The sequence below is a fragment of the Tunturibacter psychrotolerans genome, from assembly GCF_040359615.1.
GTDB classification, from domain to species: domain Bacteria; phylum Acidobacteriota; class Terriglobia; order Terriglobales; family Acidobacteriaceae; genus Edaphobacter; species Edaphobacter psychrotolerans.
Genome location: NZ_CP132942.1, coordinates 4,986,159 through 4,998,968, shown reverse-complemented (window position 1 = coordinate 4,998,968; position 12,810 = coordinate 4,986,159). Strand labels below are relative to the sequence as shown.

The 12,810-nt window shown below is 57.0% G+C and carries 8 protein-coding genes; 4 read left to right on the top strand and 4 right to left on the bottom strand.

Annotated elements, in window-relative coordinates; all coding sequences use genetic code 11:
* Window positions 1–2,418 (top strand): phosphoketolase family protein, encoded by a 2,418-nt coding sequence (locus tag RBB77_RS21095; RefSeq protein WP_353063672.1) that lies wholly within the window; start codon window positions 1–3, stop codon window positions 2,416–2,418.
* Window positions 2,419–2,492: 74 nt separating this feature from the next.
* Here RBB77_RS21095 and RBB77_RS21090 read toward each other — a convergent pair whose 3' ends face one another.
* Window positions 2,493–5,792 carry a TonB-dependent receptor gene (locus RBB77_RS21090; protein ID WP_353063671.1) on the bottom strand — a complete coding sequence of 1,100 codons (3,300 nt, stop codon included), beginning with the start codon at window positions 5,790–5,792 and terminating at the stop codon, window positions 2,493–2,495.
* A 495-nt stretch (window positions 5,793–6,287) separates the two neighbouring features.
* Here RBB77_RS21090 and fabF point away from each other — a divergent pair, with 495 nt between their 5' ends.
* Window positions 6,288–7,541: a beta-ketoacyl-ACP synthase II gene (fabF, locus tag RBB77_RS21085; RefSeq protein ID WP_353067684.1), complete on the top strand. Its 1,254-nt coding sequence runs from the start codon at window positions 6,288–6,290 to the stop codon at window positions 7,539–7,541.
* A 2-nt stretch (window positions 7,542–7,543) separates the two neighbouring features.
* On the opposite strand, the gene RBB77_RS21080 is transcribed toward fabF, so the two are convergent.
* Together RBB77_RS21080 and RBB77_RS21075 are read right to left on the bottom strand one after the other, a co-directional pair.
* Window positions 7,544–8,362, bottom strand: coding sequence for a glycosyltransferase family 2 protein (locus tag RBB77_RS21080; RefSeq protein ID WP_353063670.1), 819 nt, complete (start codon window positions 8,360–8,362; stop codon window positions 7,544–7,546).
* Window positions 8,363–8,399: 37 nt separating this feature from the next.
* A complete protein-coding gene (locus RBB77_RS21075; RefSeq protein WP_353063669.1) occupies window positions 8,400–9,062 on the bottom strand; it encodes a hypothetical protein in 663 nt (220 codons plus the stop codon).
* Window positions 9,063–9,091: 29 nt separating this feature from the next.
* On the opposite strand from RBB77_RS21075, the gene RBB77_RS21070 reads away from it, so the two are divergent.
* Window positions 9,092–10,609 (top strand): MFS transporter, encoded by a 1,518-nt coding sequence (locus RBB77_RS21070; protein WP_353063668.1) that lies wholly within the window; start codon window positions 9,092–9,094, stop codon window positions 10,607–10,609.
* Between the two features lie 32 nt (window positions 10,610–10,641).
* Here the strand turns inward: RBB77_RS21070 and RBB77_RS21065 are convergent, their stop codons facing one another.
* Entirely contained in the window at window positions 10,642–11,877 is a 1,236-nt protein-coding gene (locus RBB77_RS21065; RefSeq protein WP_353063667.1) for a beta-ketoacyl-[acyl-carrier-protein] synthase family protein, read from the bottom strand.
* A 406-nt stretch (window positions 11,878–12,283) separates the two neighbouring features.
* Between RBB77_RS21065 and RBB77_RS21060 the strand changes: the two genes are divergently transcribed.
* Window positions 12,284–12,766, top strand: a complete 483-nt coding sequence (locus RBB77_RS21060) for a YybH family protein (RefSeq protein WP_353063666.1) — start codon at window positions 12,284–12,286, stop codon at window positions 12,764–12,766.
* The last annotated feature ends 44 nt before the right edge of the window (window positions 12,767–12,810 follow it).

The window sequence follows — 12,810 nt, the reverse complement described above, 5'->3', positions numbered from 1 at the left end:
ATGAGCAGCACGTCTAAAGAATTGGCCAAGGATAAGGGTCAGGGCGGTAAGCCGCTTTCGGCTGGTGAACTACAGAAGATGGACGCTTACTGGCGGGCGTGTAACTACCTTTGTGTTGGGATGTTGTATCTGCGGGCGAATCCGCTGTTGCGGGAGCCGTTGAAGGCAGAGCATATCAAGAACCGGCTGCTAGGGCATTGGGGATCTGATCCGGGACAGACGTTTGTGTGGGTGCATTTAAATCGTCTGATAAAGAAGTACGATTTGGATTTGATTTATCTGTCAGGGCCGGGGCATGGGGCACCGGCGACACTGTCGAACAGTTACCTGGAGGGCGTTTATTCGGAGGTATATCCGGATAAGAGCGAAGACGTTGCGGGAATGCTGAAGTTCTTCAAGCAGTTTTCGTTTCCGGGTGGGATTGGTAGTCACTGTACGCCGGAGACGCCGGGATCGATTCACGAAGGCGGAGAGTTGGGATACAGCTTGTCGCATGGGTTTGGTGCCGCTTTTGATAACCCCGACCTGATTGTGACTGTGGTCGTTGGGGACGGAGAGGCGGAGACTGGGCCGCTGGCGACCTCGTGGCACTCGAATAAGTTTCTGAATCCGGTGCGGGATGGTGCGGTACTGCCAATACTGCACCTAAATGGTTACAAAATAGCTAATCCTACGGTGTTGGCGCGTATTACGCCTGAAGAACTGGAGTGGATGTTCAAGGGATTTGGCTGGGAGCCGCATGTTGTCGAAGGAGATGATCCGGCGACGATGCATCAGCTGATGGCTGGAGTGATGGAGGATTGCGTGAAGGAGATTCGCGCGATTCAGAAAAAGGCGCGGAGTGCTCCTAAGGGAACAGAGCCGGAGCGGCCGCGGTGGCCGATGATTGTTCTGCGCTCGCCCAAGGGATGGACTTGCCCGAAGGAGATTGATGGACACAAGCTGGAGGGATCGTGGCGAGCGCACCAGATGCCGATTTTGGATCCGGTGACGAATCCGAAACACTTGAAGCTGGTTGAGAAGTGGATGAAGAGTTATAAGCCTGAGGAGTTGTTTGATGAATCGGGCAAGCTGATCGCTGAGTTGAGAGAGATGGCGCCGGTAGGAAAGCGGAGGATTACTGCGAATCCACATGCGAATGGGGGTTTGCTACGGAAGCCTATGGAGCTGCCGGATTTTCGGGACTACGCGGTGAAGGTGGAGAAACCTGGGCAGATCGAGGTTTCGCCGACTGATGTGCTGGCACACTTTTTGCGCGATGCGATGAAGATGAATATGACGAGCTTTCGCGTCTTCGGGCCGGATGAGACGGCTTCAAATAAGCTGCAGGCTATTTATGAGGCCAGCGGAAAGACGTGGATGGCGAAGCTGCTGCCAGAGGATGCGGATGGCGGAGATCTCGCACGCGATGGCCGCGTGATGGAGATTTTGAGCGAGCACACGCTCGAGGGATGGTTCGAAGGCTATGTGCTGACGGGGCGGCATGGATTCTTCTCGTCGTATGAATCGTTTGTGCACATCATCGATTCGATGTTCAACCAGCATGCGAAGTGGTTGGAGAAGAGCAAGCTGGAGTTGAGGTGGAGGGCTCCGATTTCGTCGATCAACTTGCTGATTACTTCGCTGGTGTGGCGGCAGGACCATAACGGATTTACGCACCAGGATCCGGGATTTCTGGACGTTGTGACAAATAAGAGCCCAGAGATTACTAGAATCTATCTGCCGCCTGATGCTAACTGTTTGTTAAGCGTGGGGGATCATTGTCTGCGCAGCTCGAACTACGTGAATGTGATCGTCGCGGATAAAGCGCCGCATATGCAATATCTCAATATGGATAATGCGATAAAGCATTGCACGAAGGGAATCGGCATATGGGATTTCGCGAGTAACGATGCAGGAGATGAGCCAGACGTAGTGATGGCTTGCGCGGGAGATATCCCGACAGAGGAAGCGTTGGCGGCTGTGGCGATTCTGCGAGAGCACTGTTCGGATGTGAAGATTCGGTTTGTGAATGTTGTGGATCTGTTCCGGTTGATGCCGGATACCGAGCATCCGCATGGGCTTTCGGAGAGGGAGTTCGATGGCCTGTTTACGAAGAATAAGCCGGTGATCTTTAATTTTCATGCGTATGCTTCGTTGGTCCATAAATTGACGTACAAGCGGACCAACCACAAAAACTTTCATGTGCGTGGGTACAAGGAGAAGGGGAATATCAACACTCCGCTTGAGCTCGCAATCTTGAATCAGATCGATCGATTCGATCTGGCTATTGATGTGATCGATCGAGTGCCGCGGCTACAGTTGACGGCGGCGCATACGAAGGAGTGGTTGAAGGGGCAGATTATTGAAGCGGTGAACTATGCGCATGAGAACGGCATCGACAGTAAGGAGATTCGTGAGTGGAGATGGCCTCTGTAGATGGCAATAGCCGGACATGAAAAAGCCCCATCCTGCAATGTTCTGCGGATGGGGCTTTTTGCTGCCGGTTTGGGTTAGAAAATGATCTTTCCACCGAATTGAGTGTTGAAGGCTTCGCCGGCTCCGATACCAGGTGCTCCGTTGAAATCGCCGATGGTGTCGCTGAGTTGCGAGCTGCCCCCAACTGCAGGGGAAGGCGGAGCGAAGTTGTTACGGTTGAAGAGGTTGAACATCTCCGCGCGCAACTGGATGGTAAGTCGCTCGCCAATCCTCGTGTTTTTGAAGACGGAGAGATCGACATCACTATATCCGGGGGCGTAGAAGGAGTTGCGGTGAACGGTGCCGAAGGTGCCTAGAGCAGCATTTTGGAACGCGCTGAGGTCGATCCAGTTCGCGGTGGTTGACTGGCCTTGATAGCCCGCGTGTGCCGGAGCAATTTGAACTGCGCGATCGTTGCCTTCATTGGTTCCGCTGATGTCACCTGAGGAGTGAACGGTGAACGGCTGGCCCCCGTGGAAGGTAAGCAGGCTGTTGACCTGCCAGCCGCCTGTGAGGCCCTTCAGATGCTGCGATCCAGGAACTTCGTAGCTCACGAAGCTGACGAAGGTATTCCGTGTATCGAAGTCTGAGTTGCCATAGTCCCCTTTGAAGTTGGTGCTGTCCTGAGGGAGTGCGCCGCGGTAAGCGGTGACTTCGTCAAGAGCGTGAGACCAGGTGTAGATGGTTTGTGTTGAGAAGTGATGCCAGTTGGTGATACGGATTTGTGCCTGAAGCGAGTTGTAATTTGCGGTTCCGATGCTTTCGATCTGGTTGATGTTGCCGTATTGCGGATAGAGGTTGTAGAAGGGGCGCGTTACTTGGCGGTCAATATCGGCATTGTAGACGCCAGGTACTGCCTGGTTGATGTCGAGAAGGCTAAGGAGATGACGTGCTGACGATCCGACGTAGCCTAGCTGGAAGATTACGCTGGGGGCCAGAGTGTGCTCAATATTGAAACTGTAGTTTTCGTTATAGGACGGCCGAAAGTTGGGGTTTACAGAGAAGACGCCGCAGGGTGAGGTTGCCGCACAGGGATATCCGACTGAGGAGGGAAAGATTGGAACGCCCTGCACGATGGTGGTGTTCGATCCTCCATTAGCAGCCGCGACTGAGTAGACAGGGGCTGGACCGCCTGGATTACCCTCAACGCCGTTTGGAGCGGCATTACCGGGACGGTTGTCGAGGAAGGGGTTCAGGTTTGGAGTGTCAGCGTACCATCCGTAGCCGGCACGGATGACGGTGTTGGAGTCGAGAGCGTAGCTGAAGCCGACGCGGGGGCTGAAGTTCTTGTAGTACTTGGAGTAAAGAGAGTCGATCTCGGCCCCCTGGAAGGCGAGACCGTTGGTGGCGGTCAGTCCTGGACGGAAGACCGACATATCCTGGTACGAGTTATGAAGCGGGCCTTCGTAGTCGTATCGAATGCCGTAGTTAACGTTCAGCTTTGGCGAGAGTTGCCACGAATCCCCGGCGTTGAGGAACCAAGTGTTTACGAAGACCTGACGCTCTGGATCTCCGATGGTAATGTTGGCGGCCGATGTTGTTCCGGCGAGAAAGTCCGCGAGAGAGTAGCGATATCCGTCCAGACCGTCGGGACTGGGCGTTGGTGCAACGCCTCCGTTTCTGGCAGTAGCGACCGCTGTGGTTTGAGTTCCGTCGAAGGTGAAAGAGCCTGTGGCATGGCGATGATAAAACTCGTCGAGTTGAGCCTGACGATACTCTCCACCGAAGCGCATCTGGTGCTTGCCTTTGGTCCAGGAGAGTTGATCGGTGAGGTGGCCAGTGATGTCGTTGCGACCCTCAGGAGGTGTGAGGCCGACGGGATCGAAGTTGCTGCTTGCGGCAGTTGTGCCGCCACCTGTGGTCGCGGGCCTGCCAATCGTAATGTTTGGAGCGTTCGGGAAGATGGCGCCGGTGATGAAGCCAAGGCTTTGAACATCCTGGCCGGTCTCGTTGTCGTTGAAGACCTGATTGAAGTAGTTGACTCCGGCGAGGATCTGGTTGGAGATGCTGGAGGAGATCACGCGGTTGTAGACGATGGCGATGTTCTGTACGTGTATTGGTGCGACTTCGTAATAATCGAGGAGCTGGGAGCCAACAGGCGCAACCTGACTGCCTTGACCGACAAACCAGTGGGCGCTTAGGTTGTCCTTGTCGCTGAGGCGATAGTCGACCTTTCCGAGACCGTTCCAACTGTACCCGAACTCTGGGTCACTGGAATGGAAGTTGTTAACTGTACCTACGGTATCTTGGGCGAGGGTGCTGGTTCCCCATAGTCTGTTGAGGACGTTTACCATGAGCGGGTTTACCGCAAGCCCATTCTGGGCAAGGACTGCCGCGGCCTGAGCCTGCCAACCTACGGAGGGCTCGGTTGCGGTTCCAGATTGGCCGATGACAAAGCGTTGATGTTCAAAGGTAGCGAAACCGAATAGCTTGTCTTTGAGGAATGGTCCGCCTACAGAGAAGCCAGTGTTATAGTTGCGAACTTTCTGCTTGGTCGGAGAGAAGGGGCTCTTGGCTCCGAAGAGTTCGTTGCGATTGAAGTAGTAAGCGGTGCCGTGAAGCTGGTTGGTGCCGGAACGCAAGGTGAGGTTCACGGTGCCGCCTGGGTTACGGCCGCCTTCGGGACCGGACTGAGTCTGTGCGGAGAATTGATCGACCGCATCGAGTGGGAGAATGATACCGGCGATGCCGGAGACGCCGCCCTGGTTGACGGCAGGAATGTTGTGCCAGAGGTCGTTATTGTCGACGCCGTCAATCTGCCAGTTCATCTGGTTGGCGCGTGTTCCGTTGAGTGAGCCGAAGCCGCCGCCGCTGTACCCGGCATAGCCCGGGGTAAGGGAGATCATCTGGGTAAAGTCGCGCCCGTTGAGTGGAAGGTCTGACACTACCTTGGCGTCCAATACGGTCGTCTGTGTGGTGGTCGTTGTATCGAGGGCAACGGCAGCTGCATCAACTTCTACCGTTGTGGCCGAACTCGATAGTGGAAGAGAGACGGGAAGAGTGAAAATAACTCCGGCTTGTACGGAGATCTTGTCGGTCTTGACGGTTTGGAAGCCGGAGAAGCTAACCGTGACGCTGTAGCTGCCGAGGGGAAGATCCTGGAAGAGAAATTCTCCGCCGCTTGAGCTTGTGGTTGTGTGCTTGATGTCCGTGTCGGTTTGAACGGCGACGACGGTTGCATTGGCGATGGCGGCCCCTGTGCGGTCAGTTACGGTTCCATTGATACCGCCGCGGAAGGTTTGTGCGTTTGCAACGGATGATCCCAGGATGGTTAGCAGAATGGCGGCGAGACTGTAGAGCACAGCCTGTAAGGGTCTTACTGACGACCTATGCATTTGAACCTCCGAAAAAGACAAAGAATCTCCCTGATCGCTTTGGAGCGATTTTTTTTGAGGTCGTTTTAAACAACAAGCCTGCGTCGCAGCGGGATGCTGCGAGTACGTCACTATGTTCCAAGGGCCAAACGGCTGCTAGAAGTGTGGCGAAAACGGCAAATTAAGAAAGAGTGAGCCAACCCTAAATGGATTTCGAGAATATTGCAAGAATTTTTTTGAGATATCACGCAATGAGATTGAGTGGATTTGAGGGGTTTGGATTAGCGATTCAGTCAGGAGATTTGTAACTTCGAGAGGTCCGAACGAATCTCATCGTGTGCTGAAGCCAGGGAGTTGGCTGAGCGATCTGGCCGCCGGCGTAGTAACGCTACTCTACGAAAATAAATTATGATTATCATGTAAGCCGAATATTCGCAGGGCGGGTTTCATCGACTGCGGGTGATTTTGTGACGACAAGTGAGTGCGGCAAAACGAGGGAATTACGTGGCTTCGAAGATGAGAGAACAGTTTCGCGTCGTCGTGACGGGGGTTGGACTAGTGAGCCCGGTGGGAATTGGCACTGAGGAGAGCTGGGTCGCGTTGCAGCGGGGAGATTCCGGAATCGACAGGATTTCACTCTTTGATGCAGAGAAGTACAGCTGCCAGTTTGCTGGAGAGGTTAAGGGTTTTGCGCCAGAGAACTTCGTCGATCGCAAGGATGTGAAGAAGATGGGACGCTTCATCCAGTTTGCGATGGCGGCGGCGCAGTTCGCGATGGAGCAGTCGAGGTTGGATATGTCTGCGGAAGATGCGGAGCGCGTCGGCGTGTATGTAGGGAGTGGGATTGGCGCATTTGAGGTGATCGAGCGCGAGCATACGAAACTTGAGAGCAGCGGGCCGGATAGGATCTCGCCGTTCTTTATTACGGCGACGATCGCAAATCTGGCGGCCGGACAGATCTCGATACGGTATGGAGCGACGGGGCCGAATATAACTTGTGCGACTGCGTGCACGACGGGAGCGCATGGAGTGGGCGAGGCGTTTCGAATTATTCAACGGGGCGATGCGGATGCGATGATCTGCGGCGGGAGCGAAGCAGCTGTTACTCCGCTGTCGGTAGGAGGGTTTAGCGCGATGCGGGCTCTGTCGACACGAAATGATGATCCTGCGCGGGCTTCGCGGCCCTGGGATCGCGGGCGCGACGGGTTTGTTGTGGGAGAGGGCGCGGGAATTCTTGTACTTGAGGAGCGAGAGCACGCGCTGAAGCGGGGAGCCACCATACTGGCCGAGATCGTGGGGTATGCGGCGAACTCGGATGCGTTTCATACGAATGCTCCGCCGGAGGATGGGCGTGGAGTTCGCCGGGTGATGCAGTTGGCGCTCAAGGACGCTGGTCTCGAGCCGAGTGCGATTCAGTATCTGAATGCACACGCTACGTCGACTCCGCTGGGAGACAGAGCGGAGGCGAGTGCGATCGGGGAGACGTTTGGCGATCACGCGAAGGACCTTCTGGTGAGTTCCACGAAGTCGATGACGGGACATCTGCTGGGTGGGGCGGGCAGCCTTGAGGCAGGGATTACCGTGTTGGCTTTACGAGACCAGATCGCTCCGCCGACAACGAACATCGAAGATCTCGATGAGGTGTGTCAGTTTGGACTGGTGAGGGATCGAGCAATCAGTGCTCCGATGGAGTATGCGATGTCGAACTCGTTCGGTTTTGGTGGAACGAATGCTTCGTTGATCTTCCGGGTACATCATCCTGATGTGTGAACTCATGCGCCGCCGCGACGAAGCTCTTTGGTCTTGAGGACGATGAGGTACTCGTAGAAGGCCTGCAGGGTGGCGTAAGTTAGGCCGGCGGCACCGTCGAGGATGGCGCCGCGAAGGAAGACCATGTAGAGCCACTTGATGAGAGGCCGACCGGGAAGGCGGTAGAAGATGGCCTTCTGGTGGAGGCGGCGGGTGTGGAAGTCAGGGTCGCGGAGGGCTGTGACGAGAGATGGGTCTTGCAGGCCCTGATTGCGGACGATTAACTCGGCTTCCATGGTTGAGTAGAGATTGTGCTTCTCGACCCAACGAGCGATGCCTTTGGAGAATGGGAAGTGATCGAGCGGATAGCTCAGTTGGGCGACGGGGCCGTTGATCTCGAGGACCTCGTTGATGGCGCGGGTGTAGCGTGCGCGCTCGGGGCGGACGAGGCGGATGTAGAAAGGCGAGATCTGGGCGTGCTGGAGCCAGGTGTCGAAGAGGAAGTCGCGGCGGCGCACACGAAACGCTGCGGTCTGATCGGGTGCGGCAAGAGCGATCTGCTGCATCTCGCGGGATAGATCTGCGGTGGGGCGCTCGTCGGCGTCAGGGAGGAAGACCCAGGGGTGCTTGAACTTGATGCTGGTGAGGGCAGCGTTACGGTGAGTGGCGTAGTCGTCGAAGGTACGAGTGTGGACCTGGGCGCCGGCAGCTTTGGCGATCTCCACGGTGTTGTCGGTGGAGTGGGAATCGAAGACGTGGATGTCATCGGACCAGGAGACAGAGGCGAGGCAGTCGGGAAGATCGCGCTGCTCGTTGCGGGTGAGGATGAGAACGGAGATCATCTATCGGGTATGGTATCGCGACGATCTCCGATTATGGCTAGAAGCGGATGACGAGGCCGGTGGTGAGGCTTTGCGGATGGCGAGTGACGCCTTGTTGGGAGATACCGGCGGGGCTATAGCTGTAGTCAGCAATGCGCCAGTCGAGGTGAGGGAGGATGGTGGTGTCGACGCCGCCTACCCAGCGGTAGTTCGCGCTAGTGGTGTCTTTCGCGCCGTTGTTTGTGCTGCTGTAGGAGGAGAACCCGCCAAGGATTTCGACGTAAGGTTTGAGGGGAAACAGGGGAAGGTGAAGTGCGACGCGTGGGCCGAAGAGGCCGCTATTGATATTGTCGGAGAGATCTCCGCGGGCGTCGACGGAGATCGCGATGGGTCCTGCCTTGAAGATTCCGTAGTAGAGGCCAAAGGTTCCGGCGGTGGTCCAGCCTTCGTTTGCGACTTCGGTCTTCTCGCCGCCCACCGTTCCGTAGATCGCGAGTTTTGCTTGCGCGTTGAGGCTCGGAGTGAGAGCTGTGAGCAGAATGAGGGGGAGGAGTATCTTCTTGCAGTTCATGATTAACGGTAGCTGTAAGTCTCGGTGCTGCACAAGTAACAGACTTTGGACGAGGATCAGCGAGAGGCCGCCGGCAGTGAGATTTACGGGGAGATTCGCATCGGCGCCCCGGACATTGTTACTGGTATCATCGGCGGCGGTGAAGAACAATGCCGAATTTGCCTTGTGAAGAAGGCGTGATGCGTAGTGTGCCCGGTGCACCGGGCCAGACGCGGCGAGGGGTATGGGTTCTTACCGCTACGATTCTTGGTTCGAGTATGGTCTTTATCGACGGGACAGTAGTGAACGTTGCTCTATCGGCTTTACAGCGGTCTTTGAACGCTACTGTGACCGATGTGCAATGGGTGGTCGAGGCCTATGCTTTGTTTCTGGCGGCGCTATTGCTGGTGGGGGGATCGCTGGGTGATCTGTACGGGCGGCGGAAGATTTTCGTGGTCGGAGTCGTGCTGTTTGCAGGGGCCTCGGCGTGGTGTGGATTTGCTTCTGACATCCGTGCATTGATTGTGGCCCGGGGTCTACAGGGAGTAGGTGGGGCATTGCTTGTGCCGGGGAGTCTGGCGTTGATCAGCTCGTCGTTCTGCGAAGAGGAGCGCGGGCGAGCCATAGGGACGTGGTCTGGGTTTACGGCGATAACGATGGCGGTGGGGCCGGTGCTGGGCGGGTGGTTGATCGATCATCTCTCGTGGCGGTGGGCGTTCTTTATCAACCTACCGTTGGCTGGTTTAGTGGTGTTGATTTCTTTGGCGCGGGTGCCGGAGAGTCGCGACGAGAAGATGGTCCAGAGGCTTGACGGGTGGGGTGCGGTGCTGGCTACCGTGGGACTGTGCGGGATTATATTTGGCCTGATCGAGGCTGGGCGGGGTAGCGGGCGTGCGCTGGGTGCTGGCGTTATTGGCGTGGCGGCGCTTGCGCTGTTCTTTGCGGTGGAGTCGCGATCTGAGGCGCCAATGTTGCCGCTGGGTTTGTTTCGGTCGCGGACGTTCAGCGGTGCGAATCTGATGACTTTGTTTTTGTATGGTGCACTGAGTGGGGTGCTTTTCTTTTTGCCGTTGAATCTGATACAGGTTCAGCACTATTCGGCTACGGAGGCTGGCGGGGCATTGCTTCCGTTGATTTTGCTGGTGTTCTTGTTGTCTCGGTGGTCGGGTGGGTTGGTTGCGAAGTATGGTGCCAGGATGCCGCTGATTGTTGGGCCGTTGATTGCTGGCGTGGGGTTTGGCCTGCTTCATCGGGTTGGGGTGGGTGGGTCTTACTGGGTGACGGTGTTTCCGGCTGTGATTGTGCTGGGGTTGGGGATGGCCGTGAGTGTTGCGCCGCTGACGACCACGGTGATGAATTCGATCGATCAGAGCCGGGCGGGTGTGGCTTCGGGGATCAATAATGCGGTGTCTCGCGTGGCAGGATTGCTGGCGATTGCGGCGATGGGGCTGGTGTTTTCGACTGTCTTTTATGGACGGCTGGAGCGGGGGCTGGATGGGTTGGGACTGCGTGCGGCGGAGCGCCAGGCGGTGGAAGCTCAGAGGGCGAAGCTGGCGGCTGCGCGGAGCGAAGATGTGCGGGTGCAGCGGCTGATCGGTGAATCGTTCGTTGGAGCGTATGGGGTGGTGTTGTGGATTGCGGTGGGACTTTCGGTGGCGAGTTCGTTGAGTGCGGCAGCATTAATTGAGTCGAAGCCGGCGCCACAGCAAGGTAGTTGAGCTTTTTGTAATGCGGCGTGGGTGCGAAGGTATTACTCGGCGGGGCGGAAGGCCAGGACGGCGTTGAGGCCTCCGAAGGCGAGGGAGTTTGAGAGCGCGAGTGTAGAAGTGGTGGCGCGGGGGGAGCCCAGGATGATGTCCAGTTTGATGGCGGGATCGATTTCGGTGACGCCGGCGTTGGCTGGGAGGCGATTTTCTTCAAGGGCGAGAACGGTGGCGAGGGCTTCGAGGGCGCCGCTGGCTCCGATGGAGTGGCCGTGGAGGGATTTGGTGGAGCTGACGGGGATCTTCGCGGCGTTGGGACCGAAGACTTGATAGATGGCGGCTGCTTCGGTGGTGTCGTTGACCTGGGTGCCGGTGCCGTGGGCACTGATGTAGCCGACCTCGTCGGGCGAGGCGTTGGCGTCCCGGAGTGCGTTGCGCATGGCGGCGGCAGCGCCGTCGGGGTGAGGCTGGGTGACGTGGCTGGCGTCGGCGGTGGAGCCGGTGCCGACGATCTCGGCATAGATGTGGGCGTTGCGCGCGCGGGCGGAGTCGAGGGATTCGAGAGTGAACATGGCGGCGCCTTCGCCGAGGGTCATGCCGTCGCGGTCGGCGGAGAAGGGGCGGCACTGGGTGGGGGAGACGACGCGCATGGAATCCCAGGCTCTGAGGAAGCCGAAGGTGAGGGGTGCTTCGTGGCCTCCGGTGATGGCGGCGTCGATCATGCCGGAGCGGATCATCTGGAAGGCGAGGCCGATGGCGTGGGCTCCGGAAGCGCAGGCGGTGGAGATGTTGAGGGATGGGCCGGTGATCTTCTGGTCGATGGAAATATTGCTGGCGCCGGCGGAGGCCATGGTGCGGACGACGGTGAGGGGATGGACTCGTGCGTCACGGGTGTAGAGCTTGTTGGTCTCAGTCTCTTCGGCCTGGCGGCCACCGCAGGCACAGCCTACGACGATGGCAATCTTGTCTGGTGCGTAGTGGTTGGTTAGTTGGGACTCTGCGGCGGCCTGACGGGCGGCCACGACGGCGAAGTGCACGGTGCGGTCGGTAGCGGTGATGACGCCTGAGTCGAGGTGCTGGCTGGCGTCGAAGTTTTTTACGGCGGCGGTCTGGGTGAAGCGGAGGCCCTGGGTCTTGTCATGAGCTTCGCGGGCTGGGGCTTCGGGGTAGGGAGGGAAGGGGGCGATGCCGGTCGCTCCCGCGAAGAGCGAGGTGCGGAACTCTGCTACGGTGTTGCCGATCGGGGTGATACATCCGAGGCCGGTGATTACGACACGATTCACTTCTTCTCCCTGATGGTGCTCTGGTGATTGTAGATTCCTGGAGGACTAGCTTACCCCTCCCCCCTCCCCCTGGGGGGTATTTTGTAGCTAAGTTACTTGTTTTGATGAGTTTGCGGGTGGTGTGTGCCTGTAAAATATTGCATCTAAAGGGGTTACCTGCAAAATATTCCATCTAAATGGGTTAGGGCGCTGAATAAGTAAAGCCCCTGTTGGTGGCAGGGGCCTTTGTCGGTCTGATTTCATTATAGCTGGGTGAGCGAAACTCATGCGCAATGCGTTTGTGCTGGATTGGCGCGGGGATTTGGTGGTTTGGGGCTTGACAAGAATTTGAACCCGCAAGTTCGGCAATCTACATCACGAGATCGATTGGTCAGGGCTTCAACGCGTGGTATCGTTCGGAGCATCCATGCTGACCCGCATTCTGTTTGCCGCTGTTTTGTGCCTTATCTCCTCTTGTGCTGTCGCGCAAACCGACACTGGCCCTGCGACAGATGTTGAGGCTATCCACAGGCTCATTAACCAGTACACCAAAGCTGTCGATACGGTTGATCTGCAGTTACTCTCACAAATCTGGTCTCATTCGCCAGAGGTTTCATTTATCTATCCATTGGGCGAGGAACACGGCTTAGACGCTATCGAGCAGCATGTCTTTCAGAACGTAATGGGCGGCATGTTTTCGACCCGCGATCTTCTGACAAACAGGGTGGAAATTCACGTGACCGGCGATGCTGCGTGGGCCGAATTTCACTGGGTTTTTCACGCGACTATGCGCAAAGACGAATCAGCTGTAACCACGCGCGGCGTCGAAACCCAAGTCTACCGCAAAGAATCCGGCAGCTGGCGCCTGGTGCATGTGCACTATTCCGAAGATCGTCAAGCCGTCCCTTGAGTACTTGGTTCCAGGACAAAACCCCGATTGGTCCAGCAGCTGGG